Consider the following 25,978-nt stretch of genomic DNA (forward strand, 5'->3'; position numbering starts at 1 on the left):
GGGCCAAATCTGCATCATTTGGATGCAGACTGGCAATAATGTGATCACATTTTTCTTGACGGGCGCGGGGGCCATGGCTAGGCGGCAATGGTTTTCTTGCGAGACTTTTGCCATGACCGAACGCGTGATCGACACCTTCTCCCCAGCCGCGCCTTATGCGGGCATGGCGACCTACTACGCGGCGAGCGCCAATCCGACACCTCGGCGGCCCGAGCTTCTTGGCGAGGAAGTGGCTGACATCTGCGTGGTGGGCGCAGGCTTTACCGGCATGGGCGCGGCGCTCGAACTGGCGGAGCGCGGCTACAAGGTGATCGTCGTCGAGGGTGAGCGCGTGGGCTGGGGCGCTTCGGGGCGCAATGGCGGGCAGCTCGTCAATGGCTACAGCCGCCGCATGCTCGAAGTGCGCCAGCACTATGGCGTGGAGGCGGAAAAGGCGTTCGGCGCAATGGCGCTGGAAGGCCAGGGCATCATCCGCGAGCGCGTGGCGAAGTATGGCATCGCGTGCGATCTGCGCGCGGGCAATGCGATCATGGCGATGAGCAAGCCGCAGCTGAAGACGCTGGCCGAGCGGACCGAGGAATGGCACCGCCATGGCCATACCCAGATGTTTCTGGCCGAAGGCGCGGCGGCGCGCGAGCATATCAATTCGGACCGCTATATCGGCGGCATGTTCGATCCCATCGGCGGGCATATGCATTCGCTGAACTATGTGCTGGGCGAAGCGGCGGCGTTCGAGAGCCTTGGCGGGCGCGTGTTCGAGAACTCGCGCGTGACGCATGTCGATCGCGGTGCGGCGCCGGTGGTGCATACGGCCAAGGGCAAAGTGCGCGCGAACAAGGTGCTGGTCTGCGGCAATGCTTACCTTGGCGATGCCGCGCCGGATCTTTCGGGGCGCATCCTGCCGGTTTCGAGCCAGGTGATCGCGACCGAAGTGCTGGGGGACGACCTTCTCGAAACGCTGTTTCCGACCAACTACTGCATCGAGGATATCCGCTATATCCCCGACTACTACCGGCGGACAGCGGACGGGCGGCTGCTCTATGGCGGCGGCACGATCTATGGCGGGTTCGATCCGGCCTCGATCGAGGGCAAGATCCTGCCGCAGATGTTCCAGACCTTCCCGCAGCTGAAGGGCACGAAGGTCGAGTTCCAGTGGAGCGGCAACTTCGCGCTGACGATGACGCGCTATCCGCAGATGGGGCGCGTTTCGGACAGCGTCTATTTCTCGCAGGGCGACAGCGGGCACGGCGTGACGACGACGCAGATGCTGGGGCGGCGCCTGGCCGAGGCGATCGACGGGCAGATGACCAAGTTCGACGTGTTTGCCTCGCTGCCATACATCCCGTTCGTGGGCGGCAAGCTGTTTCGCGTGCCCTACTGCGTGGTGGGGGCGTGGTACTATGGGATGCGCGATCACCTTGGAATCTAGGGACGAATCTTGAATCTCAAGTAAGCTTTAGGTGTGATTTGCGTTCCTGATTCCTTTCAATGACTTGTCGTGGCCTCGGCGACGGCGGGGGCCGGATTCCGGGGTGCCCTCCTCCACCTCCATTCGTCATTCCCGCGCAGGCGGGAATCCAGGGCCCGAAGCGCTGTGCCAGCCGCTCTGGATTCCCGCCTGCGCGGGAATGACGAAGGTAGTGGTAGGCTAGGCGTATCGCGCGAAGGCGGCGGGAGGCTATCGGTATCGCTCGAGCGCGGCGCGGACCTTTTCGATCAAGCCAGGCTTCCATTCCTCGGGCGCGCCTGACACTTCGGGGCGGTTGGCGCACCAGCCGATCAGCATGAGCGAGCGCATCAGCAGGAACAGATTGAGCTGTTCGAGGACGTTCTCCGGAAGGGCGCGGCGGGCGGCGTAGCCGGTGAGGAAGCGGCCCTGCAGGTCTGCGAAGCGGGGTTCGCCTGAGGCGTTCCAGATGGAGACGGCCATATCGAACGCGGGCCAGCCCCAGGCGCAGTCGTCGAAGTCGATGAGGCCTAGGCGGCCCTCGCTGACGAGGATGTTGGCGGGGTGGGCGTCGGCGTGGATGAGGATGAGGGGATCGGCGAGGTCCGCGAGGCGAGCGGCGACGTGGCTGCGCGCTTCGGCGAGGAACTGGCGTTCATCGGCGGTGAGGCAGGGCACCTCCCAGAAGCGGCCCCAGAAGGGGGTTTCACCGACAAGGCCGTCCAGATCGAGGCGGTGGCGGGCGAAGGCCGGGGGCGGGGCCCAGCCGGCCGTGGCATTGTGCAGATCGGCGAGGAGCGCGCCGGTACGTTCGAACCAGTCCCAGGTTTCGGGGCCGCGATTGTCGCCGAGCAGGCTGCCGAGCGTCTGGCCGGGGTGCCAGAGTGTCATGCCGGCGAGGCGGGTGCCTTCGGGATCGGGCGTTTGGACTTCGGCATACCACGCGCCATTGCTCGTGCGGCGGCCGGTGGGGACGAGCAGGCCTTGCTCTGCGAGGTGGGCAGTGAACTGGCGTTCGGAATCAAGTTCCGCGCGCGCGAGGTAGCCGGGGCGGTGGAGGCGCAGGGCCCATGTCGTGCCTGCGGGGTCAGTCGCGCGGAAGACGACGTTTTCGCTCTTGCCGACGGGGTGGGGTTCGGTTTCGGGGAGGCCAAAGGCGGCGAGGGCCTCGCATGCGGCGGGGAGGTAGGCCTCGATCTCAGGCATGCGCGGTGACGCGGTCGAAGGCATCGAGGAAGGCGAGCGCGTCTTCGCGGGGGAGGACCAGCGGGGGGCGGATCTTGACGCAGTTGTTGAAGGCGCCGTCGACCGAGGTGAGGAAGCCGTTTTCCCGCAGCGCGCAGACGAGCGCGAAGGCGCGGGGGGCGTCGGGATTGCCATCGGCATCGACGAATTCGGCAGCAAGGAACAGGCCCTTGCCGCGCACGTCGAGCAGGCCTGGCGTTAGGCCGAGGCGCTGCCGGAGCGCTGCTTTCAGCTCGGCGCCGAGTGTGCGGGCGTGTTCGACGAGGCCTTCCTCCTTAATCACGTCGAGCACCGTGCAGCCGACCGCACCTTGCAGGGGACTTGCGGCGAAGGTGTTGAAATAGCGGGTCTCGGCGCGGAATCGCTCGACCACGGCGCGCTTCGCCGTGGTGGCCGCGAGAGGGAGGCCCGCGCCCATCGGTTTGCCGGTGACGACGATATCGGGGGTGAGGCCGACATGGTCATAGCCCCACCATGTCCCGCTGCGGCCGTAGCCTGCCTGCACTTCGTCGGCGATGATCAGGCCGCCGTGTTCGCGGACGAGCGCTGCCGCTTTGGCCATGAAGGTTTCAGGGATATCGGGCAGACCCTCGTTGGCGAGGATCGGGCAGAGGATCAGCGCTGCAAAGCCTTGGCCGCCGGCCTTGAGGTCTTCGATCGCGGCCAGCAGGCGCGCGACATAGGCGTCCGCCAGCGCTTCGCCGGTGAGGCCGGGGACGAGGGGGCGCAAGGTTTCCGGAAAGGGGATCGAGCGAACGTCCGCGTGGCGCTTGTCTCCGGCAGGGAGGTTGGTGAGCGCGCCGACGACGGTGTTGTTACCGTGGTAGGTGTGGTCGGAGCACACGATACCGCGCGCGCCGGTGGCCATGCGGGCCATGCGCATGGCGATCTCGATGGCTTCGGTGCCGGAACAGGAGAACACGGCGCTTTCCGTCACGCGCTGGAGCGCGGTGAGGCGTTCGGCCAGCGCAATCGCGGGTTCGCTGAGGTAGCGGCTGTGGGTGTTGAGCGTGGCCTGCTGGCGGGCCATCGCATCGACGATCCGGGGATGCGCGTGGCCGACGCAGGGCACGTTGTTGTACATATCGACGTAGCGGCGGCCGTCTGCCCCGAAGAGGCTGGCGCCCTCGCCCCGCACGAGGTGGAGCGGTTCATCGTAGAACAGCTTGGCGCCGCGCCCGAAGGCGCGGTCACGGCGTTCGACAAGCGGGTCAGGCCCAGAGTTAGGCGTTGCGGAGATACCAGTCATAGTCGAGTGCGGTGACCTCGCTGAAGAAGCGGTCCTGTTCGGTGCGCTTCACCGCGCAGTACATCTCGACGAAGGTATCGCCGAGGTAGTCGCGCATGAGCGCGGAGGCGTGGAGCGCGTCGATCGCGGCGTACCAGTTGCCGGGGACCTGATAGTGCGAAGCGGCAGCGGCCTTGTAGCCGTCGCCGACGACGGCCGGGCCGGGATCGATCCGGTTCACCATGCCGTGGTGGACGCCCGCGAGCATCGCGGCGAGCGCGAGGTAGGGGTTGGCGTCGGCCCCGGCGAAGCGGTGCTCGACATGGCGCGAGGCGGGCGGGCCGGCGGGGACGCGCAAGCTGACCGAGCGGTTGTTGACGCCCCAGATCGGCGCGGTGGGCGCGTAGGAATTGGCGCGGAAGCGGCGGTAGGAATTGGCATTGGGGGCGAAGATGCCGAACGCCTGTGATTGCGTTTCGCGAAGGCCGCCGATGGCATGGCGCATCTGCTCGGTGCCTTCGGGGTCTTCGCTGGCGTAGACGTTCTTGCCGTCCGCGCCCGCCATGCTGAAGTGGAGGTGCATCGAGCTGCCTGCGGAATGGCTGAAGGGCTTGGCCATGAAGGTCGCGGCCATGCCCTGTGTTTGCGCGACGCCCTTGGCGAGGCGCTTGTACATCTGCGCTTCGTCGCCCGCGCGCAGGGCGTCGGGGCGGTGGTGGAGCGTGAGTTCGACCTGGCCTTGGGCGTATTCGGAAATGACGGCTTCGAGCGGGATGCCCTGCACATCGGCCTGCCGCCAGAGTTCCTTGAAGAAGGGGGCGAAATCCTGAATGTCGGTGAGGCTGAACACGTCGATCAGGTGGGGCTGCGCGGCGCTATGCGGCGAGCGGGCGAGGTGGACTTCGCCCTTGGGGCCGCGGACGGGATCGACGAGGTAGTATTCGATCTCGCAGGCGACCACGGGGGTGAGGCCGAGCGGCTTGAACCGGTCCACCACGCGGGCAAGGACGTGGCGCGGATCGAGTTCGCAAGGGGTGCCATCGGCGTAGTACATCGATGTGATCACTTGCGCCACATCATCGCCCAGCCACGGCGCCTTGACGAGCGTGCCGGGGACGGGGCGCAGCATGTAATCGGGATCGCCGTTGCCCCAGACGAGGCCGGTGTCCTCACAGTCCTGCCCGGTGATGTCTGCCACCAGCATCGAGCTCGGGAACAGGCGGCCGTTTTCGTAGATCGGGAGAAGCTCGCTCTTGCGGACGCGCTTGCCGCGCGGGACGCCGGAGATCGCGGTGAAGATCACTTCGATGAAGGCAATCTCGGGATTGGCGGCGAGGAAATCGCGCGCTTCGGCCGGGTCGGCGATCATGGATTGCGGGGCGGTCATGGGTCGGAACAGTCCTCGGGAGCTTTCGTACCGGGTGGTATGGAGCGGGGCGGGGGGTGTCAATCACGCGGTGCTGGAGAAAGGCGAAGGGGTTCTCGCAGAGACGCGAAGGAGAAGAGAGGGCGCAGAGACGAGGCTTGGCGCGCGGCGTGGTGTCCCGCAGGGAGGAATCGTGCGATGCGTCATTGGAGCGGCTTCGCCGCCAGGAGCGACCTCTTCGCGATCTCCCCTCCTGCTTCGCGTCTCTGCGAGAAACCGAAAGCCTCTAGGCCAGCGCGCGATTTTGTGATCACATAGCAGCATGATGGCAACAGATCTCGTCGCCGAGGCGCAAGGCGGAGCGGATGATCCGCGCACGTTGCACCAGCAAGTGCTGGCGCGGCTGCGGCAGAGCATTCTGCTCGGGCGGATCGAGCCGGGGCAGGCGCTGACGATCCGGGGGCTGGCGGCTGATCTCGGGGTCAGCGCGATGCCTGTACGAGAGGCGCTGCGCCAGCTGGTGGCCGAGCGCGCGCTTGAGCTGATGGACAATCGGCGCGTGCGCATTCCGCCGATGACGATCGAGCGCTTTGACGACCTGATCGCGGCGCGTGTGGTGCTCGAAGCCGAAGCGGCGGCGCGGGCCATGCCTTATGTGACGGAAGGCTTGATCGCGCGGCTGGAAGCTGAGGACGCGGTGATCAATGCGGCCGAGGCTGCGCGCGACTATGATAGCTGGATCGGCGCCAATTTTTCTTTCCATGCCATGCTTTACGGGGCGGCGGGGCAATCGGCTTTCCTGCCGCTGATCGAATCGCTGTGGCTGCAGATCGGCCCCTTTTTGCGCCGCGCGATGCGCACGCTTGCGGGGCACTACACGGTGGACCGGCACAGCGAGGCGCTGGCGGCACTGCGGCGGCGCGATACAATGGCGCTGAGGATCGCGATCGAGGCCGATATCCGCGACGGCATTGCGCATATCGGCAGCACGCTGATCCGCAGCGACATGCTGGGCAAAGTACCTGAGGGCAACATGGCATGAGCGATGAGGGCGGCGAGCAGAGCCTGGCGAAGGGCGCGCTGTCAGCGCTGGAATCGACGATCATGGGGATCGCGGGAACATCGCCCGCCTTCTCCATCGCGGTGACCACGGGCACGATCTATGCCGCGATCGGGACGCTGTCGGTCGGCAGCCTGCTCTACAGCGGCTTGCTTATGCTGGGGCTGATGTTCGCTTTTGCCAGCCTCAACCGGGTGATGCCCGATGCGGGCGCGGCCTTTGCCTGGGTGGGCACGGTGTTTGGTCCTACCTGGGGGTTCTTCGCAGGCTGGGGGCTGATGGTCGCCTCGGTGGTGTTCATGGTCTCCGCCACGCTGCCTGCGGCAACGGCCACACTGCTACTCGTCGCGCCCGGCCAGCTGGACAACACACCGCTGGTGACGGGGATTGCCGCGGTGTGGCTGACGGTGGTGACCGCCATCGTGCTGCGCGGCATCCGCCATGCGAGCTATGCGCAGGTGATCGTGACGATTGCCGAGGCGGTGATCATTTTCGTGGTGATGTTCGCGGCGGTCTATGTCTTCGCTGGAAAACCGGCGCATGCCGTCTCGCTTTCGTGGATTTCGCCCACCGCGTTCAGTTTCAAGTCCTTCGCCGATGGGGCGATGGTCTCGGTGTTCCTCTATTGGGGCTGGGACGTGACGATGAACCTCGGTGAGGAGACCGAGCCCGCCGATGCCTCGAGCGGGGCGTTCTGGGCGATGATCAACCTCATCGTGTTCTTCGTGGTGCTGATGATCGTGATCCTGATCGCGCTTTCGGATCAGGAAATCGCGGCTTCCAACACCAATGTGCTCTATGCCATCTCGGCCAAGCTGTTTCCGGCGCCGTGGAGCTATCTTATCGTGCTGGCCACCATGCTGAGCACGGTGGGCGCGCTTGAAACGCAGATCCTGCAGTTCAGCCGCAGCATGTTCTCGATGTCGCGCGCAGGGGTGCTGCACCCGCGCTATGCGGCGGTACATGCCGAGTGGCAGACGCCCTGGGTGGCGACCCTGGTGATCTGGGGCTTTGGCATGGTACTGCTTTTTTCCTCGTCCTACATGCCCTCGGTCGCCTCGATCCTCGAGGCCTCGATCGCGGCGATAGGCCTCCAGATCTGCTTTTACATGGGGCTGACCGGCTTTGCCTGTGCGTGGCATTTCCGGGGGCTGCTGCAGACGGACATGCGCGCGGCGATGACGCAGGTTGTTTTCCCTTTCATCGGCGGCGCGTTCATGGCGTTCGTGGCGGCATGGAGCATACCGACGTTCAGCCCGGTGGTGCTGACGGTGGGGATCGGCGGGCTGGCGCTCGGCTTCGTGCCGCTGGGGCTTGCGCGGTGGCAGAAAGCGCGGGACCGGGCAGCGGCAACGGGGGGCTGATTTGGCCGCAAAGGCGGCAACGCGTTAACCGCATATTGGCTCTGTACTGCTAGCCCTTGGGGCCGGAGACCCGGCCTTGAACGACGAATCCTTTACGATCAGGTCCGCCAGGGGAGACCCATCGGCGACTGTGCGGCATGGCAGCGGCTTTGCCGTCGTGCCGTGGCGCGCGTGGGATACGGCGGGTGCGCGGGGCGCGTGGGACGGGCTGGCGGCGCGGGTGGGCACGCCCAATCCGTTTTTCGAGCCGTGGTATCTGCTGCCGGGTCTGGCCCGTTTCGATCCCGGCGCGCGCATCATGATCGCCAGCATGGCGCGTGGCGAGGTTCTCGAAGGACTGGTGCCGCTGCAGCGGGCGCGGCGCTACGGCCTCCATCCGCTGCCGCATCTGGCGGTCTGGCTCCACGCCAATGCCTTCCTCGGCGCGCCGCTGGTGGCGGCGGGGGCGGAAGAGGTGTTCTGGGAAGCACTGTTTGACTGGGCCGACCGCCATGCCGGGGCCGCGCTCTTCCTCCACACTGCGGCATTGCCGCTGGACAGCGCGCTGGCCGATGCCTTGCGCGCGGTGGGCGCGCGGCAGGGGCGGCGCGTGGCCATGGTGCACCGCGAGGAGCGCGCGATGCTCGCCTCGCCGCTGGCGCCTGCGGGCTATCTCGACGCGGCGCTGCCGGGCAAGAAGCGCAAGGAATTGCGCCGCCAACACGCGCGGCTGGCCGAACAGGGCACGCTCACCTTCACGCGGCTGGAGGACGAGACCGATATCGCCGCGTGGATCGAGCGCTTCCTCGCGCTCGAGGCGCGGGGGTGGAAGGGCAGCGCGGGGAGCGCGCTCGCCTGTGCGGGCGAGACGGCGGGGCTGTTTCGCGAGGCGATGACGGAGGCTGCGGCGCGCGGACAGCTTGAGCGGCTGAGCCTCGATCTTGATGGCCGACCGATTGCCATGCTGGCGACGCTGATCGCGCCGCCGGGGGCGTTCTCCTACAAGACCGCGTTCGACGAGAGCTTTGCGCGCTTCTCGCCCGGTGTGCTGCTCCAGCTCGAAAACCTCAAGCTGCTGGAGCGTGCCGGGATCGACTGGACCGACAGCTGCGCCGCGCCCGATCACCCGATGATCGATTCGCTGTGGCGCGAGCGGCGCACGCTGGCACGCTTTTCCATCGCCATCGGGGGCACGGCGCGGCGCGCGCTGTTTGACCGGCTGGTATCCTTCGAGCTTTCCCGCAACCCGCAGGGCCTGAGATGAACGAACCTGTTTTCCGAGCAGACGCGCGCGCAGCCTTTGCTGTCGCCTATCCCGAAGTGCCGCACCGGCTGACCCATGACTTGCGCGGCCATCCGCTGCTGACGCTGGATGCACTGGCCGAGCTGGCCGAGGCGTTGCCGGCAAACTCGCGCGAGTACAATCGCGCCGACCTGCCGGTGGGCCTCAACGGTATTGTCCCGCCGGACAACGGGCTCGGCATCGGCGAGACCATCCGCCGCATCGGCGAGACGGGGAGCTGGGCTGCGCTCAAGAACATCGAGCAGGTTCCCGCCTACCGCGAACTGCTGCTTTCGTTGCTGGAGGAACTGCGCCCGGCGATCGAGGCGCGCACCGGTGCGATGCTGCGCCCGCAGGGCTTCGTGTTCATCACCAGCCCGGATGGCGTGACGCCTTATCACTTCGATCCGGAGCACAACATCCTGCTGCATCTGGCGGGCGCGAAGACGATGACGCTGTTTCCGCAAGGGGACGCCCGCTACGCGCCTGACGAGACGCATGAGAGCTATCACACCGGGGGCGGGCGCGAGCTGTTCTGGACCGACGACCTCGCCAGGGGCGGAACCGAATGGAAGCTGAAGCCCGGCGAGGCGCTCTATGTGCCGGTCATGGCGCCGCATTACGTGCGTAACGGCCCGGCGAGCGCGATATCGCTTTCGATCACCTGGCGTTCGGAATGGAGCTTCGAGGAAGCCGACGCGCGCGCATTCAACCGGGTGCTGCGGGGCATCGGCCTGGCACCACGGGCACCTGGACGCTGGCCGGCACGCAATGGAGCCAAGGCGGCGGGCTGGCGCGTGCTGCGGCGCTTGCCGGGGTTTGCCTGACGCCAGCTTTCCGTTGACGCAAACGGCAAGCTGGGCAATGCGCTTGGAATGACCGAGAATCCGGAAAACTCTGCCGATCCCGTCGCACTCGTGGATGGCCTGCTGCGCCTGCTCGATGTGGCCGACGCCGGGGGCGACCATTTCGTCGGGGCGCGCAAGCCGGGCGGCGTTGGGCGCGTGTTCGGCGGGCAGGTTATCGGGCAAGCGTTGGCGAGCGCTGAGCGCACCGTGCCCGAGGACCGGCCGGTTCATTCGCTCCACGCCTATTTCCTGCGCGGCGGAAACGACGATTTCGGCATCGATTTCGAGGTCATGCGCGATCTCGATGGTGGCAGTTTCGCCAACCGGCGCGTGGTGGCGAGCCAGCAGGGCAAACCTATTCTCACCATGGTCGCCTCGTTCCACAAGCGCGAGCCGGGCTTGGAGCATGCCGAAGGCATGCCCGAAGTGCCGCCGCCCGAGGGCCTGCGCAACGAGGCCGAGTTGCGCGCGGAATATGCGGACCGCGTGCCCGAGCGGATGCGGCACATGATGCTGACCCTGCGCCCGATCGAGCAGCGCCCGGTAGAGCCGCGGCACTGGATGGGCGGCCCCCCGCGCGAGCCGCTGGCGCACACCTGGATGCGCGCGGTGGCGCCGCTGCCCGATGATCCCAAGATCCACCGCGCGGTGCTTGCCTATGCCAGCGACATGACTCTCCTGGGCACCTCGACGCTGCCGCACAACATCAGCTGGGCCAAAGGCAACATGATGGGCGCGAGCCTTGATCACGCGATCTGGTTCCATGACGATTTCCGCGCCGACGAATGGCTGCTCTATGTCTGCGACAGCCCCTGGGCAGGGCGCGCGCGGGGGTTCAACCGCGGGCGGATATTCACCCGCGCCGGGCGGCTCGTCGCCAATGTTGCGCAGGAGGGGTTGATCCGGCCGCTCGCACCCAAACAGCGCGATTGAGGATCACTTTCCCGGCGGGCAGTTCACGATGGCTTCGAGCAGCGTGACCCCGATCAGCGACTCGGAGACCATGGTCAGCAGCCGGTCGGTATTGGCTCTCTCCGACAAGGATACCACGATGGCATCGAAGGCGCGGCACCGCTGCAAGGTGGTGATGCCCGCGCCGTACTGGTTGCCGATCATCGTGAGGTAACGGTCAAAGGGATCGGTGCGGCGCGAGGGCTTGGCCCCGGCGCGGGCGCCGCCGGACCTGGCCTGCGCGGCGGGGCTGACGGGCACGGGCAGACTGCGCAGGAATGTGGCGACGCGGTCGCGCGCCTCCGTGAACATGGTGACATGCGCGGCGGACATTTCACCAAGGTGGTTGCCGATGGTGACGCCGACATGGGTGCAGCGCACCGAGACGTCCATCATCATCGTCTCGAACTCGACGAGGCGCGCAGCCTGTACGGTCGCCGCATCGGGGCAAGGGGCGGCGCCTGCGGGAAGGGGGGCCAGAACAAGCGCCAGCGCCGCCCCCAAGCCGACACCCCGCGCCGGCGAGGTGACCGCGCTGGTCACCTCGGCGCCTCACAGGGGACTATCGGCACGGCCATCAGCGCAACGAAGGCATTCACCAGCGTCGACTGCGCATCGAACGCGGCTGCGGCGACCGGCCCATAAGCCCGCGCTTCGGCGGCGACCGCGTTCATCGGATTGATATCTCCGGTGAGCTGGTTGCGGTCATAGAGGTCCTGCAACCGGCGCATGTAGGCAATTGCGGCATCGTTGTTGCGCTTCGCCGTCTGCACTGCGGTTATATAGGGCCCATCATGGTAGGTGTTGCGCGCTTCGGCCGAGCAAAAGCTGCCGGGAAGCGCGAGCGGGGGTATCGCGGCAAGTGCGGGACGGGGCGGCAGCGCAAACCCGGCGGGCAGCGGACCGACCGCGATCGGGCGCAGATCGCCTGCGGACGAGGCGCTGGCCGAAAGTGCAGCGGCATCGGGCACCGTGATGGACGGACCGGTCGCCGGCGGGGCGGACGTGGGCGAGGTCTGCGGCTCGACGAGCGCGGCCGTTTCGTCAGGGGCGGGGACGTCCACGATCGGGGCTGGCGGCGGCGCGCCCGCGCGTTGGCTCTCACCCAGCACGCCGAGCAGACGGCGCAGCGCGGCGCTGTCCTCGCTTGAGGGCGCGGGGAGGCCATCGATCGGGCGCTCGGGAGGGAGCGCGGGGGTGACGAAGGGTGCGGGGGTGACGTAGGCGCCAGGCTTGGCGGCGGCCGGAGCGGCGGTAGTCGGAACGTTCTGGGCCGAACCGGATCGCGATGCCCCGGCGGTGTGGTGATCCCTTGGCGCAGTGTTTGCGGCAAGAGCTCCGAGCTGGCGGCGTGCCGGCTCAGGGGCGGGGGCGGGGGCCGCGGTCGGTGTCGCGGCGAGGGTCAAGGCGGGCGTGACTAGCCGACCGGGGGCCTGGGTAGCCGCCTGTGCCACATTCGGTATCGGACCCGGGATCGGGGCTGGCTCGGGAGGCGGCGCGATCTGGGCAGTTGCCGGCACCATCGGGACCGGCGCCGGCGCAGTCTGGCGGAGCTTGGCAAGCTTTACCCGCGCGACCGGCGCGAAAGTGCCATTGGGATACTGCGCGAGATAGGCTTCATAGAGCGCGGGATCGCTGCCGCTTTCGACCGACTGCCAGTATGTGAGCTCAAACTGCGAACCGACCCCGGTCGTTGTCTGGCCCTGCGCATGCGCCTGGAGTGTCGGAAGCAGCAGCGCGGCCAGTGCGAGCAAAGGCGCGCGTGCAGGCACCGGCCTTCGCCGGCTGCGCAAACATGCACCCGCTGTCGTACTCGATCCCACTCTGCCCCCCTCGCTTCGGCCATCGCCAGCCAGCAATAGGTGAAATTACCTAACACATTTCGGCCATCATCCGAAATGGTTATGCGGTGGCGGGTTTCCGAGGCGGGCCGAGGGGGTATGGGCCTATTGGGCCGAGGCCATGCAGGTTCGCAGCGGCACGGCCATCAGCGCGTCGAACTGGCGCACCAGCACCGCCTGCGCCGAATAGGTTTGCGCGGCTTCAGCCTGGTAGGCCCGGGCTTCTGCGGAGATGGCATTGAGCACTGCGGTGTCGCGCCCGAGCTGGCCGCGGTCATAGGTCGCCTGCAGCCGGCGCATATAAGTGACAGCTGCCTCGTTGTTGCGGGTCGCGATCTCCACCGCCGGGCGGTAGCTTTCGTTGTGGAAGGCGTTTCTCGCGTCGTTGCTGCAGAAATAGGCGGGCAGGACCACTTCGGGCACGGGCAGCAACAGGGGCCGCGCGGAGGCGTAGTTGACAGCCGGAGTCGCTGCCGGGGTCAGCATGGCGGCGGGGGCGGGCGCAGCGGCAGCCAGCGCGGCGCCGGGGGCTGTGGCGAGTGGCTGGACCGGCGGGGCGGCGGTGACCAGCGGCGCTGCAGCGGCAGGCGCGGGCGCTGCAGCGGCGGGCGCAGGCGCCGCAGCGGGCTCGCCCGGGCTGCGCAGCTGCGCCAGCAGCCGGGCAAGCGGCGTGGAGACCGCTTCGCCGCCGGTTGTGGCCGGGGTGGCGGAAGCGGTGGCGGCTGCGGGGATCATTTCGGCAGCCTGCGGCGCGGGCGCAGGCGGCGGAGAGATGGCCATGGCGACGGCCGGGCTCGGCATAAGCGGCGGTGCGCTTTGCGGCGTGGTCAACACAGCAGGAGTCGGTGCCGGGCGCGCGATCGGGGCAGGTGCGGGTGCCGGCGCGGGCGCGGCGGCGGGCTGCACCGCTGCCGCGCGCTGAAGCGCGGCAATCCGGGCGCGCGCGAGGCCGCTGAACGTGCCATCGGGGTAGCGGGCGAGATAGGCCTCGTACGAAGCCTGGTCCTCGCTGCCGGTGACCGATTGCCAGAACGTAAGCTCGAAAGCCGAACCGACCCCGTTGGCCGCACTGGCGGAAGCGGGAGCTGGCGCGGAGGCGGTCTGGGCGCAAACCCCGGTCGGAACAGAGGCCAGCGCGGCCAGCGCGGCAAGAATGACGGGCCCGCCAGCCATCGCTGTGCGGTGCCTGCTGCTGCCAAGGCGTTTCAAGCGCATCTTCTGCTCCCCTTCTAGCGGGCGTTCCGCCGCAGGCGGGCGGATGCCGTTGAGCCGTGTCCCTTGCCGCGCATTGTCGGTGCGATTGGTGGACGAGTAGCCAAGGCTTGCGGTTAACCTGAAACTCACCTTGATTTTTAGACCGGCTAGGGAGCGGGTCAGTTCTCCGCAGCGCAGGCCATCTCGTCGAGCCGGGGCCGCGCGATCAGCACTTCGGCAACTTGCGTGAGCATCTTGACGTCGGGCACTTTGGCAAGCTCGCCCGCCACCTGATCGAGCGTTTGACATGTCGAGAAGGTCGTCGCCCCGCCGCCATAGGTATTGCCGAGGATCGTGGCATAGCGATCGAACCCACCGCTGTGGGGATCCACCCCATCGCCGCCGAGATAGTGGCGCAGCCGGGTTGCGGCTTGACCGAACGGGGCCTGATGCGTCGTGACCATGCTTTCGTAGGAGGCGCGCATGTCATACCCGATGCGGGTGCAGCGCAATGAGACGACCATCATCATCGTTTCGAACTGGTGGATGCGCGCAGCGGTCGCGGTCTGCCGATCGATGCAGGCGGCCTGGACGGGCGCGGCAGCGAGCAGGCCGGCGAGCGCAAGCGCGGCGGCGGTGCGGGACAGGAGCCGATTCACTGGACGGCTCCGCAAGCGCGCAGGGGTGTGGTCATGATATCCTCGAATTGGCGGGAGAGTTCCTCGTGGATCGATGCAGCCGTCGTGGCGGCGCGGGCGAAATCGCGTGCTTCACCGGCCACGGCGGCCTGAGCGTCGCTGTCGCCGTTCAACTGGTAGTTGTCGTAAAGCGTGCGCAGTTTGCGCACATAGGCGCCCGCGACTTCGCTGTTGTGCCGGGCGATGGCGAGTGCCGGCTGGTAGATGCCTTCGGTGAAGGCGCCGCGCTGCTCGGAGGAGCAGAAGCTGTCAGGCACCGTTACTTCGGGCATGGCCATGAGGCGCGGGCGCGTGGGGAGAGTGATCGCCTCGCCGAGGCCATATTGCGTGCCGGGCGTTTCCTGCGAGCGGACAAGCTGGCCGAGCATGATCCCGAGCGGCGAGATCTGGCGGGTGGCATCTGGCATCTCGACCGAGACCGCCGCCGTGGAGACCACCGCGCGGGTGAAGCGCGCGGTCGCTGCGCTGCGGCGGGCGACCGCGCGGGCGGTGTAGCCGGCACCGGCGTATAGCGGGCGCGGGGGCGGAGCATAGGCGGGTGCGGGGACGGAGAGCGGGGCGGGCGATTGTGCCGGTGGGGGCGGTTCGGCGCGGGCCAGGCGCACCGGTGCGGGCGTGGCCTGCGCGGCGACAGCGGCTTCGAGAGCTTCCGCTGCGGGCAGCGCCGAAGGCGGCGCGCCGAGCGCGGCGAGCATGGCGGGCGGCGCGGTGGGGGTCGGCGGCGCGACGGGCGCCATCGTGGGGGGCGGTGGCGGCGCGGGCGGTGGGGCCGGATCGGCGGTGAGCGTGGCGATCAGCCTGGGGCTGGCCACCGGCATCGCGGCGGTGCTGCCCAGCAGGTCCTGCGCCGTATCGCCAGGGGTCGAGGCGAAGGCAAGCACGGGCATGGCAGTGGGAGCGGGAGGGGCGGCGAGCGCTGTCACCACCGGGCTGTCGGGCGTGATCGGCGCGGCCGGCGTTGCGGCGGCGGCTGCAGCCTGGGCGGCTTCGGCGGCGGCCTGAGCGGCGCTCGCATCGCGCAACGCATTGGCGGCGCCAGGTGCGGCGGCAAGCGGGGCGGGCGCCTCAGCCTCACCTGCCTTGGCCCGGCGCAGGTTGGCTGCCTTGACCGCGGCGACCGAGGCGAAGGTGCCCTTCGGGTACTGCTTGAGATAGGCTTCGTAGAGCACCGGATCCTCGCTGGCCAAGACCGCCTGCCAAAAGGCGAGCTCGAAGGCTGGAGCCGCTTTGGCAAAGGCGGCGGGGGCCACCAGAGCCAGTGCGGCGCACCCGGCGCCGGCCATCATTGCCTTGCGAAATTGCCTGCCAGCCACGGCGCTGCTCCCGGTTCGCTGGGGCGAGGCCGGAAATGGCCGCCCGGTGATGGATCGGGCCGCCGGGATCGAGCGGGGCGGCCATGCACCGGGTATGCGCTGATATAGTGGAGATGCATTCAAGCGGGTCTTGCGCAGTTCCCCCTATCCCGCTGGTAATAAGGGATTTTACGGGCCCGAATGGTAGAAATAGTAGACCGCCTGCGCGACCGTGGCGCTCACCCCGGGGGCGCGCTGCAAGTCTTCAAGGCTGGCGGCGCGGACCTTGCTGGCGGTGCCGAAGTGTAGCAGCAGCGCACGCTTGCGCGCCGGGCCGATGCCGGGGACTTCATCGAGCGGGCTCGCGGTGATCGCGCGGCTGCGCTTGGCGCGGTGCGCACCGATGGCGAAGCGGTGGACCTCGTCGCGCAGGCGCTGGAGGTGGAACAGCACCGGCGAATTGACGGGGAGCATCTTCTCGCGCCCGTCGGGGAAGTGGAACACCTCGCGCCCCTCGCGCCCGTGGTGCGGGCCCTTGGCGATGCCGACGAGGGTGACGTCCTCGATGCCCATGGCTTCCAGGGTCTCCCGCGCGGCGGAAAGCTGGCCCTTGCCGCCGTCGATCAGGACCAGATCGGGCCAGGCACCGGTCTCGCGGTCGGGGTCATCTTCCTGAGCGCGGGCGAATCGGCGCTGGAACACCTCGCGCATCATGCCGAAATCGTCGTTGGTCTGGGCGGTCTTGATGTTCCACTTGCGGTACTGGCCGGTCATGAAACCGTCCGGCCCCGCGACGATCATCGCGCCGAGCGCGTGGGCACCCTGCACGTGGGAGTTGTCGTAGACCTCGACGCGCTGGGGGGCCTCGCCGAGTTCAAGGAATTCGGCCATCTCGCGCCAGGTGCGTGCCTTGGTGCCGCTTTCGGCGAGGCGGCGTTCGAGCGCTTCGACCGCGTTGCGCTGGGCCTGTTCCATCAGGCGGCGCCGGTCGCCGCGCTGGGGGACGGATACCTCGACCTTGCCGCCCGCCGCGCCGTGCAAGGCTTCGGCGAGGAGGTCCGCCTCGGGCAGATCGCGGTCGACGAGGATCAGGCGCGGCGGGGGGACTTCTTCATAGAACTGGGCGAGGAAGCTGGTCATGACTTCGGCTTCCTCCAGCCCCTCGGTATGGCCGGGGAAGAAGGCGCGGTGGCCCCAGTTCTGGCCGCCGCGGATGAAGAAGGCCTGGATGCTGATCTGGCCGCCCTTGTTCGCCATCGCGAAGACGTCCGCATCGCCGACGCCCTCGGCATTCACGGCCTGGCTGCCCTGTATGAACGTCGCGGCGCGTAGCCGGTCGCGCAGCATGGCCGCGCGCTCGTAGTCGAGCGCTTCGGCGGCCTCGGTCATCTGCGCCTCGATTTCCTTCTGCACCGCGCCCGATTTGCCGCCGAGGAAGTCCTTCGCCTGACGGACAAGCTCTGCGTAGCCTTCCTCGCTGATGCGGTCGACGCACGGGGCTGAGCAGCGCTTGATCTGGTAGAGCAGGCAGGGCCGATCGCGGCGCGACATGTAGCCGTCGTTGCAGCTCCTCAGGAGGAACAGCTTCTGCAGCGCATTGATTGTGGTGTTGACCGAGCCGGCGCTGGCGAAGGGGCCGTAGTAGTTGCCCTTGGCGCGCCGCGCGCCGCGGTGCTTCTGGATGCGCGGGAAGGCATGATCGGCGCGCAGGAGAATGAAGGGGAACGATTTGTCGTCGCGCAGCAGCACGTTGTAGGGCGGGCGATAGCGCTTGATCAGCTGCGCTTCGAGGAGGAGCGCTTCGGCTTCCGAATTGGTCGTCACGATGGTCATCGAGCGCGTCTGGCTGACCATGCGCTTGAGGCGCTGGGGCAGGCGATCGACTTGGGTGTAATTGGCGACGCGGTTCCTCAGCGCGCGGGCCTTGCCGACATAGAGCACATCGCCGCGCGCATCGTGCATGCGGTAGACGCCGGGCTTGGGCTTCAGTGTGGCGACGACTTCGCGGATGGCGGCGACGCCGCGTTCGATGTCCGGCTGGTCCGAGCCGCGGACGGTATAGGTCGCCTTGTCCTCGTTGAAGCGCTCTGAAGCCTGCGGCAGCAGCGGCGCGGGGACTTGCGGCCCGGAGTGAGTCTCGGGTGTGGAGGGAGGATCGCGTCGCGCCATGGCGGGTTCCGAGATAGTCGCTTGGGCCGGGCTTGGGGAGAGGCCTGGGGGGAGATATCCCCGCGCCCTGCCCGTCGGGGATTTAAGGGACCCATTGGGCAATAAGGAATGATCCCTAGGTCAGCGTATCGGCTTGCTTAATCTGCGCGGGGGCAAGGGCCTGCGCGTCATGAAAGCCCTATCCGCCTTGCAGCCCGCCGCCAAACCCCACATCACCGGCCGCCGCGCCATGCCGCGCGTGCGGCTCTGCATTCCGGCGCAAGTGCTGCTGCTTCAAGGGCTGCAGAACTGTCAGCTCGACGATCTTTCACAAACAGGCGCGAGCGTTACGCTCGCCGCGCGCATGCCGGAGCCTGGCGCCGGCGTGGTGCTCAAGGCCAAGGGCCTCGATATCTTCGGCACCGTGGTCTGGTCCGAAGGCGCGCGCTTCGGCATCGCCTTTGAAGAGCCGCTGCCACTGCATGATGTGGTCAATGTGCGCCACTTTGCCGATTCCTGGGCCGAACACGAGGCCGCGCGGCAGCGCCGCCTCGTGCGGGGACGCGCGCGGTTGCGGCCGTTCGCCTAGAACTGTTTGCGCAGCTCCACTCTGAACACCCGGCCTTCGGGATTGAGGTAGCCGCGCTGGTAGCGCAGCGGTGTGGCGCCGGTGGCGTCGGTCACTTTCTGGACGGCATCGAACAGGTTGTTCACCCCGAAGGCGAGGCGGGTGCCCTTGAAGAACGGCGTGCGGGTGGTGAGCTTCGGCATGCGCCCCAGATCAATGAATCCGCGCAGGTTCAATGTGGCAAGTGCGCCGAAATCGAGCCGTGTCGCGCCTGGAACGCCTGAGCCATCGACATGGGTGGCGCCTGCATAGTTGCCCGAAACGCGGAGGCCGAAGCCGCGATAGAAGCCGCCGCCTTCCAGCGTGGCGCTGCGCCGGGCGATCCCCGCGCCGGACAGGGCATCGCCCCCCAGCAGATCGAGCACGCGCCCGCCGGGCACGATCCGTGCGGTCTCGTCGAGCTCTTCTGTATAGGCGAGCGAGAGGTTCCAGTGGCCGCGTCCGTCCGGGCTGAAGCCGCCACGCCCGCCGCCGCCGCCCCCTCCGCCCCCGCCGGGCCTTGCGCCGGGTCCGCCGCCACCGGGCGGCCTGCCGCCACCGCCACGCATGCCGGCAAAGGCGCCGCGCCGCGCCTTGGGATCGGGTTTGCCGAAAGGACCGCCGAAATTGAGGCTGGCGCGCAGGCGCGAGCCAGTCGTTTCGGCAAAGGTCACCGCGCGCTGGTCCACCGCGATGATCCGCCCGGCGACATCGCGCGAGACGCGGCCGGGGAACGCGGCCTCGACATCGGGGGTGAGGAGGGGGAAGGCGTTGGTCGTATCAAGCGAGCGATTGCGGAAGTATTCCACCAGCAGCGCTGCTTCCTTGCCGATTGGCAGGTCCCAGTTGGCCGAAAGCTTGATGTCGCGCTGGCGTTCCTTCTTGAGCGCGGGGTTGCCGCCGGTCGTCACCGTCGCCAGCACGGTCTCGCCGCGCGTGAAATCGTAAAGCGCGACGCCGGTCGTCACGGTTACGGGCGCGCCGAGATCGGCAAGGCCGGGTGCCTTTTCGCTGGCGATATAGTTGGCGGCGAACGTGAGCTTGCCGAGCGGGGCCCAGGTAAGGCCCGCGCCCCAGGCCGTCAGCCCGCCGATGTCGGAGACGTTGTGCGCCTCGGCATTCAGGTTCAGCGAGAGATCGCCCAGTGCGGCACCAAAGCCTTCGCGGCGGCTGGTGATCGGCAGGTCGAGGCTGAAGCCCGCCTGCGCGTCGCCTCGGCGCAGGCTGGTGGGCGCGGCAAGCTGGCGCGAATCCGAAGCTGACAGCCCCGACCATGCGAACCCGGCCTTGAACGTGAGCGCCGCCTGCCCGCCCGGCAGGCGCAGCGGTGATCCGGTAACCGTGGCAAGCGTGTTGGCTGTGTGGCTCTTGCTGCGCGCCACGGCAGCGGGAACGGCAAGGATCGCGCTTGCCGGCAGGGCCCCTGTCGCTGAGAGCGTACCATCGTCAACCAGCACTTGCAGGCCCGAAAGGTCGGCCCGGCGGTCGATTTTCGTGGTGGTGGCGACACGGGTGCCGTCCGCCGTCCACGCGAGTTGCCAGGCCCCCACCGGCAGGTTGAGCGTTGCCCCGGCGGAGAAAGTATCGGCCACGGTTCGGCTGGCGAGCGGGGAGGGGAGCAAAGTGGTGCGCTGGACGCGGCTGCCTTCGGGCGCGGTGAGCACGACCGCGTTGAGCCCGTTGAGGCTGCGATTGTCGTTGCGCTGGACGAGGCCGTTCAGCGTGAGCGACCTGCCGGTGCCGAGCGACTTGGCCCAGGTGCCGTTCAGCACCGCGCTGCGCGCATCAGCCAGCAGGGTGCGGTAGTCGCCCTGTTTCGGGTCTGCCGCCACGCTGGCCGCGCCCGTCGCGGCGGGCTGGACAATCCCGCGCTCTGTCTCGGTGAGCGGCGTGCGGCGCTCGAGCGTGCCGGTGAGGTTGAGGCGGCTGCCCTTCTCGATGCGGGTGAGCGTCATCTCCTGACTGATCTTGCTGAAGCCGCCCGCGCCGGGGAGTTCGGCCTCGGTTTCGCTGCCGAAGCTGCGGAAGCTGTCCTTCAGGATGAAGTTGACCACGCGTTGGTCGGGACGGAAGCCGTATTTGAGCGCGACTTCCTCGGGCAAGACTTCGACGCGGCTGATGGCTTCGGGCGGGATCGAGCGGATCTCGCGGAAGCTGGCGATGCGCAGGCCGTTGAGCAGCACTGCGGGCGAGCCGTCGCCACGGCCGCGCCCGGTCCCGGTCTGCGGCGCGAGTGCGGCCAGCAGCGACTGGAGCGAGCCGGCGCCGTAGGCTGCGATGTCCTCCTCGCCGAGCGTGACGATCGGCGGCGCCGTGGTCTCGACCTCGCCCCGATAGCGTGTGGCGACGACGACGATATCGCCGGGGTTGCCGGATTCGCCAGACGGCGCGTCCGCTTGCGGGGCCGGTGCGGCTGCGGCTGCGGCGGGCTGCGGCAACAGCGGGAGCAGGGCCAAGACAGCGGCGCGATACGGCAGGACCATCGAGTCGTATCCCATTGGCGGCCCGGCCATTCCTGCCAGGCGCAAGGTTGTCTCTCCCGTTACGCTCCTAGGTCGATGCACAGCCGACCGACAATGACCCTTTCGTATCATTTTGTCGCAGCGCAGCAACGGCCTTGGGCTTTCCTTTTGCCCAGCAAGTCGCTATGCGGCCCGCCCATGGGCGCTTCTGCGCCCGCAATGCGTCCAACCGGCTCAGACGAAAAGGCAACTGGCCCCGCCTATGGCGAAAGAAGAACTTCTCGAGATGCGCGGCCAGGTGGTCGAGCTTTTGCCCAACGCGATGTTTCGCGTGAAGCTGGAGAACGAGCACGAGATCCTGGGCCACACCGCCGGAAAGATGCGCAAGAACCGCATCCGCGTGCTGGTGGGCGACGAGGTGCTGGTGGAGCTGACGCCTTATGACCTGACCAAGGGCCGCATCACCTATCGCTTCATGCCCGGCCGGTCCGGTCCGGGCGGGTTTTGATGAGCGCCTTTAAGTGAGCGGCGGCCAGGCTGCCGACCCCACCTACACCACGACAGACAAGCAAGGGCCGGAACTGGTGCTGGCCTCCGCCAGCCCGCGCCGCCGCGAACTGCTCGCGCGGCTGGGCCTTCCCGCGCCGCGTGTGATCGCCACCGATATTGACGAGAGCCCTCTGCCCGGCGAACTGCCGCGCGCCCATGCCGTGCGCCTTGCTGCGGCCAAGGCACATGCGGCGGCGGAGATGGCGCCGGGCGCGCTCATCCTTGCGGGCGATACCGTGGTCGGCGTCGGCCGGCGCATCCTGCCCAAGGCGGAGGACGAAGCCACCGCGCGCCGCTGCCTGGCGCTCCTTTCGGGCCGCCGCCACCGCGTGTTCTCGGGTGTCGCCGTGCTCTCGCCCGACGGCACGCTGCGCGAGGCGCTGAGCGAGACGATTGTGCGGTTCAAGCGGCTCGAACCTGCGGAGATCGAGGCTTATATCGCCGGGGGCGAATGGCACGGCAAGGCGGGCGGCTATGCCATCCAGGGCAGCGCGGAGGGTTTCTGTGTGTGGCTGGGAGGGAGCCATTCGGGCGTCGTCGGCCTGCCGCTGTTCGAAACGCGCCGCCTGCTGCGTGCGGCCGGACTGAAGATCGCCTGATATGGCCGAGTGGCTCGTCGAGGAAGGGATCGGCGAGGCACGCGCGGTGCTGGTCGATCGGGGCGAAATCCTTGCTGCGCGGGTTTGCTGGGGTGAGCCGTGGCGTGCGGGTGCGGTGGCCGAGGCTCGCCTTGCCTCGCGAATTCCCGGCACGCGCCGCGTGGCGGTGCGCCTCCCCGATGGCAGCGAGGCGCTGGGCGAGGCCTTTGATCCGGCGTTGACCGAGGGCCAGCCGGTTCTGGTGCGCGTGACGCGGGGGGCGATTGCCGAGAAGGGCCGCGCCAAATTGCCGCAGGTTCGCCCCGCTGCAAAAGGAGAGGCACCCCGCGCCGGGCCCGCGCTTGCGGATGACCTGGCCGCCGGGATCCATCCGGTGCGCCGCGTGCCGGTGCAGGGTGCGGCTCTGTCCGAGGCGGGCTGGGACGAACTGGTCGGCGAAGCGCTGGCAGGGGAAGTTGCCTTCGCGCACGGAAGCCTTGTCGTCAGCCCGACCCCGGCGATGACCCTGATCGACGTGGATGGCCCGCCGCCGCTGCCCGCGCTCGCGCTGGCCGCGGTGCCGGCAATGGCGGCTGCCCTGCTGCGCTTCGATATCGGCGGATCGGTCGGCATCGATTTTCCTTCACTCGCTGAAAAGGGTCAGCGCCGCCTGGTGGATGAAGCGCTGGAGCGCGCGCTCGCCGATGCGGGCTGGCAGGGCGAGCGGACGGGGATGAACGGCTTCGGCTTTGTCCAGCTCGTCTCGCGGCTGGAGCGCGCCTCGCTTGTCGCGCGGTTTGCCCGCCATCCCGCGGGGGCTGCGGCCCGGCGCCTGTTGCGGCAGGCCGAGCGAGTGGCTGAGCCCGGCACGCTGCTGCTCACCGCCCATCCTGCCGTGCGCCGCGCAGTGCGCGAGGAGTGGGAGGCACAGCTTGCCCGCCGCACCGGGCGCACGCTGCGCTGGCACGAGGACGCGGGGCTTGCGCTGGACGCTACCTTCGCGCAGGCGATTGCGCCATGACCGACTACCCCCTGCCTTCACCCCCTCGCCGCTGCCCGATCTGCCGCAAGCCGCGGGTGGCGGAATTCACCCCGTTCTGCTCGACCCGCTGCCGCGACCGCGATCTCGTGAACTGGCTGGAGGAAGGTTATGCCCTGCCGGGCCCGGTCCAGGATCCCGAAGGCGATCTCGACTAGAATTCGCGCATCAAGGGGCTGGACAACCCCGCCCGCCTTCGCCATAGGCGCGCTTCCAACGCGCAGGCGCCCCCGAGGGCTGCGCCTGCGGCGGCGATGCCCGGGTAGCTCAGTTGGTAGAGCACGTGACTGAAAATCACGGTGTCGGCGGTTCGACTCCGTCCCCGGGCACCATTCGCCCCTTCCCAAGCTTCCACATGGCTCCGTGAGCTTCCAGGAAATGGCGGAATTCCGCCACTTTTCTGCGGTCCGGTTCCGAGCTTAGCCGGGGGCATCCGGTTGCAGCCGGGAGCTTAACTGATAGACTTGATGGTATCGGCCCCAAACCAACATTCCGGTACCATCATGCCCCTCACTTTCACGGCAATTAATGCAGCAAAACCAAAAGCTAAGCCTTATAAACTGACCGACGAACGCGGCCTTTACCTGATGGTTATGCCCACGGGTGGCCGCCTTTGGCGAATGAATTATCGCTATGACAATAAACAGAAAACACTCTCGTTCGGGAAATTTCCCGATCTGTCTCTCGCAAAGGCCCGCGAGGTCCGTGATATCGCCCGCGAAGCACTCGCGCTTGGGCTGGATCCGGCAGAGGAACGGAAGGCGAGAGAGCGCGAAGCCAGAGCCAAACGATCCGAGACTTTCAAGATCATCAGCGAAGAATGGCTGGATCGCCTGACGCTTGAAGGCCGGGCCAGCAAGACCCTCGCGAAGTTGCGCTGGATGGTCGATATTGCAATACCTGTGCTAGGTGATCGGCCTATCGCCGACATAACTGTCCCTGAGCTGCTGCAGGTTCTGAGATCGGTCGAGGCACGGGGGCGATATGAAACTGCGACTCGCCTGCGGAGCACATTCGGGACCATCTTTCGCTACGCTATAGCAACCGGGCGCGCGCAGCGGGATATCTCCGCTGACTTGCGCGGGGTGTTGATCGCCCCAAAGGTAAAGCACCGTACAGCCATGCTCGAGCCTGCGGCGCTCGGGGGACTTCTGCGGGCGATCGACACCTATGACGGGCATGCCCGCCATTCATCGCTAGCCCATCCGACGAGGGCTTTCGGCGGGACCGGCCTGTGGGACGACTGTGGGCCCGACCCGCCACAACCGGGCTGTTGCCGACGGCATGGATGTTTCACAGGATGGAGCCGGTTGGATTGATCCAGCAATAACCCGCGCCGAAGCCGGCGACCAACTGAGCAGCCGCGTCTCATTTCTCACCTTGTTCCAAGTGACCAATGAGTGCCCCAAGAGTTCGCTGACAAGCAGACCGGGCCAATGTCTTCGCTGTTGTTGCGCCATCAGAAATCGATCGAGGCGCTCGCCCTGAATGTGCGTGGCTGGCCTTGCAGCAGTGCGGCCGAAAGCACATCAAAGGCCGATGCCCAGTAGCGTTTGTTGGCTAAGTTATCGACGCCGAAGCGCAGCATGAGCGGTTTGCCAGCTGCCACCAGGACCTAGCGCGCGCCCAGATCGAAGCGGGCCCATTCCGGGATCTTGAGCGTGTTTGCCACGTTGACCGCCTGCTTGCCGGTGTGGACCACGCAGCCCGTGAGCTGAGGCCGGTTGCGGCAATGTTCCACTCCGCTCCCGCGTTGGCGGTCCACTCGGGCAGACGCCGGTTTCACCCAAAGGCCGATGATCGGGGTCAGCGCGGACTTGCGGTAGACGCCATCAAGCTGACCGGCATTGTAGTAGTTGTAGCTCTTAACTCGGATCTCCTGCCGGCGGACGCCGCCGGTGAGCAGCACCCGGTCTCCCCACAGGCTCAGCGTGTCCGAAGCAAACGTCGAGAGCAGCAGAGAGCGGCTGATCGGGAATGGGCTCTCGAGGTCCCCGCCATCGAAGGTCGAAGCCGGAATGGCGGCGACCGGCGTGTCATAGATGTTCGTTGCGAAGCCGGCAAAGTCCGTGCCGTAAAGGAAATCGAAGGTGTTGCGATTGACTTGCCACACCGCGGTGCCGCCGATGTTGCACTCCTGTGTGACGGCCTTGCCCAGCTTGACGGGCAGGTCGGCCTTTAGCGCTTAGTTGTTGTCGGTGCGCGGCACATAGAGCGCGTTGCCGTTGGCAGCGCCTGTCGCTGTGTTTAGAACAGTGATCCCGCCGCAAATGCCTTGCTAGCTGCCATCCCGCGGGCCGCTCGTGACATAGAGCTGGGCATTGGCGCCCATATCCTGCTCCAGCCGGGTCACGCCAAGCAGATCGCGCTAGGTGATGTAAGTCCAGGGCTGAACGGCATGTCCTCGGCTCACTTGGTGCCGAGCGCGCCAAGATCACCCTCGCCGCTGACATCGGTCGCATTTGCGCGCTGGGCGGTGGCCATGATCTCGCCTCCCGCCGGGGTGCCGGACGCGGCATCGGCCACGGCGACCGTGTGCAGCGCGGCCAGCGACAGGGCGAACATGGCGGTGGCAAGGGGGAGGGAAGGCTTCACGGTCTGGTCTTCTGGTTGGAGCTGCGATCGGGGCCGGCACCGGGCTGGGATCGCCGCAGGAAACAAACCGGGAGACGAAAAGTGGCACGGCGAGCCCACCGATGCAGAAGGCATCACGCCAGCCCGAGCCGGTGAGGCGGGACTGTCAGAATTTCCGTGTGTGGGCGGGCGGTTAAACATTACGCCGCCATGGCCTTGATGAAGC

25 protein-coding genes and 1 tRNA gene are annotated in these 25,978 nt (G+C 67.7%); 13 read left to right on the top strand and 13 right to left on the bottom strand.

The annotated features are described in order from the left end of the window. Positions 1–112: 112 nt before the first annotated feature. On the top strand, positions 113–1,429 hold the full coding sequence (locus tag WCL10_RS11245; RefSeq protein ID WP_336895733.1) for an FAD-binding oxidoreductase: 1,317 nt from the start codon (positions 113–115) through the stop codon (positions 1,427–1,429). Between the two features lie 249 nt (positions 1,430–1,678). Here WCL10_RS11245 and WCL10_RS11250 read toward each other — a convergent pair whose 3' ends face one another. The 3 genes from WCL10_RS11250 to WCL10_RS11260 are packed head-to-tail and all read right to left on the bottom strand — an operon-like array spanning position 1,679 to position 5,307. Beyond that, complete coding sequence (locus WCL10_RS11250; protein WP_336895734.1) at positions 1,679–2,653, bottom strand: phosphotransferase; 975 nt, start codon at positions 2,651–2,653, stop codon at positions 1,679–1,681. Next, positions 2,646–3,941, bottom strand: coding sequence for an aminotransferase class III-fold pyridoxal phosphate-dependent enzyme (locus WCL10_RS11255; RefSeq protein WP_336895735.1), 1,296 nt, complete (start codon positions 3,939–3,941; stop codon positions 2,646–2,648). Before WCL10_RS11255 ends, WCL10_RS11250 begins: the two co-directional genes overlap by 8 nt. Further along, positions 3,916–5,307 (bottom strand): glutamine synthetase family protein, encoded by a 1,392-nt coding sequence (locus tag WCL10_RS11260; RefSeq protein ID WP_336895736.1) that lies wholly within the window; start codon positions 5,305–5,307, stop codon positions 3,916–3,918. The genes WCL10_RS11255 and WCL10_RS11260 overlap by 26 nt, the downstream gene beginning before the upstream one ends. Before the next feature lie 301 nt (positions 5,308–5,608). On the opposite strand from WCL10_RS11260, the gene WCL10_RS11265 reads away from it, so the two are divergent. The 5 genes from WCL10_RS11265 to WCL10_RS11285 all read left to right on the top strand — a co-directional run bounded on the left by WCL10_RS11265 (position 5,609) and on the right by WCL10_RS11285 (position 10,752). Continuing rightward, positions 5,609–6,328 (top strand): GntR family transcriptional regulator, encoded by a 720-nt coding sequence (locus tag WCL10_RS11265; protein WP_336895737.1) that lies wholly within the window; start codon positions 5,609–5,611, stop codon positions 6,326–6,328. Further along, positions 6,325–7,710, top strand: coding sequence for an APC family permease (locus WCL10_RS11270; RefSeq protein WP_336895738.1), 1,386 nt, complete (start codon positions 6,325–6,327; stop codon positions 7,708–7,710). The genes WCL10_RS11265 and WCL10_RS11270 overlap by 4 nt, the downstream gene beginning before the upstream one ends. Before the next feature lie 76 nt (positions 7,711–7,786). Then, a complete protein-coding gene (locus WCL10_RS11275) occupies positions 7,787–8,953 on the top strand; it encodes a GNAT family N-acetyltransferase (RefSeq protein ID WP_336895739.1) in 1,167 nt (388 codons plus the stop codon). Continuing rightward, entirely contained in the window at positions 8,950–9,798 is an 849-nt protein-coding gene (locus tag WCL10_RS11280; protein ID WP_336895740.1) for a cupin-like domain-containing protein, read from the top strand. Before WCL10_RS11275 ends, WCL10_RS11280 begins: the two co-directional genes overlap by 4 nt. A gap of 48 nt (positions 9,799–9,846) precedes the next feature. Next, positions 9,847–10,752, top strand: a complete 906-nt coding sequence (locus tag WCL10_RS11285) for an acyl-CoA thioesterase II (protein WP_336895741.1) — start codon at positions 9,847–9,849, stop codon at positions 10,750–10,752. A gap of 3 nt (positions 10,753–10,755) precedes the next feature. Here the strand turns inward: WCL10_RS11285 and WCL10_RS11290 are convergent, their stop codons facing one another. The 6 genes from WCL10_RS11290 to uvrC form a co-directional block, all read right to left on the bottom strand. Further along, a complete protein-coding gene (locus tag WCL10_RS11290) occupies positions 10,756–11,313 on the bottom strand; it encodes a hypothetical protein (protein ID WP_336895742.1) in 558 nt (185 codons plus the stop codon). Then, positions 11,310–12,542 (bottom strand): hypothetical protein, encoded by a 1,233-nt coding sequence (locus WCL10_RS11295; protein WP_336895743.1) that lies wholly within the window; start codon positions 12,540–12,542, stop codon positions 11,310–11,312. The genes WCL10_RS11290 and WCL10_RS11295 overlap by 4 nt, the downstream gene beginning before the upstream one ends. Before the next feature lie 174 nt (positions 12,543–12,716). After that, positions 12,717–13,784: a hypothetical protein gene (locus WCL10_RS11300; RefSeq protein WP_336895744.1), complete on the bottom strand. Its 1,068-nt coding sequence runs from the start codon at positions 13,782–13,784 to the stop codon at positions 12,717–12,719. 200 nt (positions 13,785–13,984) lie between these two features. Beyond that, the gene (locus WCL10_RS11305; RefSeq protein WP_336895745.1) at positions 13,985–14,464 is read right to left on the bottom strand and encodes a hypothetical protein; all 480 of its coding nucleotides are present in this window, start codon (positions 14,462–14,464) and stop codon (positions 13,985–13,987) included. Next, positions 14,461–15,816: a hypothetical protein gene (locus WCL10_RS11310; protein ID WP_336895746.1), complete on the bottom strand. Its 1,356-nt coding sequence runs from the start codon at positions 15,814–15,816 to the stop codon at positions 14,461–14,463. The genes WCL10_RS11305 and WCL10_RS11310 overlap by 4 nt, the downstream gene beginning before the upstream one ends. Positions 15,817–15,984: 168 nt before the next feature. Then, entirely contained in the window at positions 15,985–17,964 is a 1,980-nt protein-coding gene (gene uvrC / locus WCL10_RS11315; RefSeq protein ID WP_336895747.1) for an excinuclease ABC subunit UvrC, read from the bottom strand. Between the two features lie 169 nt (positions 17,965–18,133). Here uvrC and WCL10_RS11320 point away from each other — a divergent pair, with 169 nt between their 5' ends. After that, complete coding sequence (locus WCL10_RS11320) at positions 18,134–18,532, top strand: PilZ domain-containing protein (protein WP_336895748.1); 399 nt, start codon at positions 18,134–18,136, stop codon at positions 18,530–18,532. Here WCL10_RS11320 and WCL10_RS11325 read toward each other — a convergent pair. Further along, positions 18,529–21,048, bottom strand: coding sequence for a TonB-dependent receptor (locus tag WCL10_RS11325; RefSeq protein ID WP_336895749.1), 2,520 nt, complete (start codon positions 21,046–21,048; stop codon positions 18,529–18,531). The genes WCL10_RS11320 and WCL10_RS11325 overlap by 4 nt on opposite strands. 226 nt (positions 21,049–21,274) lie before the next feature. On the opposite strand from WCL10_RS11325, the gene infA reads away from it, so the two are divergent. The 6 genes from infA (at position 21,275) to WCL10_RS11355 (ending at position 24,497) form a co-directional block, all read left to right on the top strand. Further along, complete coding sequence (infA, locus tag WCL10_RS11330) at positions 21,275–21,520, top strand: translation initiation factor IF-1 (protein WP_054120758.1); 246 nt, start codon at positions 21,275–21,277, stop codon at positions 21,518–21,520. A 13-nt stretch (positions 21,521–21,533) separates the two neighbouring features. After that, the gene (locus tag WCL10_RS11335) at positions 21,534–22,160 is read left to right on the top strand and encodes a nucleoside triphosphate pyrophosphatase (RefSeq protein ID WP_336895750.1); all 627 of its coding nucleotides are present in this window, start codon (positions 21,534–21,536) and stop codon (positions 22,158–22,160) included. Position 22,161: 1 nt separating this feature from the next. Further along, entirely contained in the window at positions 22,162–23,160 is a 999-nt protein-coding gene (locus WCL10_RS11340; RefSeq protein WP_336895751.1) for a ribonuclease, read from the top strand. Beyond that, positions 23,157–23,336: a DNA gyrase inhibitor YacG gene (gene yacG, locus WCL10_RS11345; protein WP_336895752.1), complete on the top strand. Its 180-nt coding sequence runs from the start codon at positions 23,157–23,159 to the stop codon at positions 23,334–23,336. Before WCL10_RS11340 ends, yacG begins: the two co-directional genes overlap by 4 nt. Before the next feature lie 98 nt (positions 23,337–23,434). Next, positions 23,435–23,510 (top strand) — tRNA-Phe (locus WCL10_RS11350). Positions 23,511–23,681: 171 nt separating this feature from the next. Then, positions 23,682–24,497, top strand: a complete 816-nt coding sequence (locus tag WCL10_RS11355) for an integrase arm-type DNA-binding domain-containing protein (RefSeq protein ID WP_336895753.1) — start codon at positions 23,682–23,684, stop codon at positions 24,495–24,497. 140 nt (positions 24,498–24,637) lie between these two features. Here WCL10_RS11355 and WCL10_RS11360 read toward each other — a convergent pair whose 3' ends face one another. The 3 genes from WCL10_RS11360 to WCL10_RS11370 all read right to left on the bottom strand — a co-directional run bounded on the left by WCL10_RS11360 (position 24,638) and on the right by WCL10_RS11370 (position 25,773). Further along, positions 24,638–24,766 carry a hypothetical protein gene (locus tag WCL10_RS11360; RefSeq protein WP_336895754.1) on the bottom strand — a complete coding sequence of 43 codons (129 nt, stop codon included), beginning with the start codon at positions 24,764–24,766 and terminating at the stop codon, positions 24,638–24,640. A gap of 27 nt (positions 24,767–24,793) precedes the next feature. Then, positions 24,794–25,291, bottom strand: a complete 498-nt coding sequence (locus tag WCL10_RS11365; RefSeq protein WP_336895755.1) for a hypothetical protein — start codon at positions 25,289–25,291, stop codon at positions 24,794–24,796. Between the two features lie 296 nt (positions 25,292–25,587). After that, on the bottom strand, positions 25,588–25,773 hold the full coding sequence (locus tag WCL10_RS11370) for a hypothetical protein (RefSeq protein ID WP_336895756.1): 186 nt from the start codon (positions 25,771–25,773) through the stop codon (positions 25,588–25,590). Between the last annotated feature and the right edge of the window lie 205 nt (positions 25,774–25,978).

Origin of the sequence: Novosphingobium sp., from assembly GCF_037133355.1 — a bacterium.
Lineage (GTDB): Bacteria > Pseudomonadota > Alphaproteobacteria > Sphingomonadales > Sphingomonadaceae > Novosphingobium.

Excerpts from the sequence above, each read along its gene's own strand:
- WCL10_RS11245 (WP_336895733.1), top strand. The coding sequence starts at position 113 with ATGACCGAACGCGTGATCGACACCTTCTCCCCAGCCGCGCCTTATGCG.
- WCL10_RS11250 (WP_336895734.1), bottom strand. The coding sequence starts at position 2,653 with ATGCCTGAGATCGAGGCCTACCTCCCCGCCGCATGCGAGGCCCTCGCC.
- WCL10_RS11255 (WP_336895735.1), bottom strand. The coding sequence starts at position 3,941 with ATGACTGGTATCTCCGCAACGCCTAACTCTGGGCCTGACCCGCTTGTC.
- WCL10_RS11260 (WP_336895736.1), bottom strand. The coding sequence starts at position 5,307 with ATGACCGCCCCGCAATCCATGATCGCCGACCCGGCCGAAGCGCGCGAT.
- WCL10_RS11265 (WP_336895737.1), top strand. The coding sequence starts at position 5,609 with ATGATGGCAACAGATCTCGTCGCCGAGGCGCAAGGCGGAGCGGATGAT.
- WCL10_RS11270 (WP_336895738.1), top strand. The coding sequence starts at position 6,325 with ATGAGCGATGAGGGCGGCGAGCAGAGCCTGGCGAAGGGCGCGCTGTCA.
- WCL10_RS11280 (WP_336895740.1), top strand. The coding sequence starts at position 8,950 with ATGAACGAACCTGTTTTCCGAGCAGACGCGCGCGCAGCCTTTGCTGTC.
- WCL10_RS11285 (WP_336895741.1), top strand. The coding sequence starts at position 9,847 with ATGACCGAGAATCCGGAAAACTCTGCCGATCCCGTCGCACTCGTGGAT.
- WCL10_RS11300 (WP_336895744.1), bottom strand. The coding sequence starts at position 13,784 with ATGGCTGGCGGGCCCGTCATTCTTGCCGCGCTGGCCGCGCTGGCCTCT.
- uvrC (WP_336895747.1), bottom strand. The coding sequence starts at position 17,964 with ATGGCGCGACGCGATCCTCCCTCCACACCCGAGACTCACTCCGGGCCG.
- WCL10_RS11320 (WP_336895748.1), top strand. The coding sequence starts at position 18,134 with ATGAAAGCCCTATCCGCCTTGCAGCCCGCCGCCAAACCCCACATCACC.
- WCL10_RS11325 (WP_336895749.1), bottom strand. The coding sequence starts at position 21,048 with ATGGGATACGACTCGATGGTCCTGCCGTATCGCGCCGCTGTCTTGGCC.
- infA (WP_054120758.1), top strand. The coding sequence starts at position 21,275 with ATGGCGAAAGAAGAACTTCTCGAGATGCGCGGCCAGGTGGTCGAGCTT.
- WCL10_RS11340 (WP_336895751.1), top strand. The coding sequence starts at position 22,162 with ATGGCCGAGTGGCTCGTCGAGGAAGGGATCGGCGAGGCACGCGCGGTG.
- yacG (WP_336895752.1), top strand. The coding sequence starts at position 23,157 with ATGACCGACTACCCCCTGCCTTCACCCCCTCGCCGCTGCCCGATCTGC.
- WCL10_RS11355 (WP_336895753.1), top strand. The coding sequence starts at position 23,682 with ATGCCCCTCACTTTCACGGCAATTAATGCAGCAAAACCAAAAGCTAAG.
- WCL10_RS11360 (WP_336895754.1), bottom strand. The coding sequence starts at position 24,766 with ATGCTGCGCTTCGGCGTCGATAACTTAGCCAACAAACGCTACTGGGCA.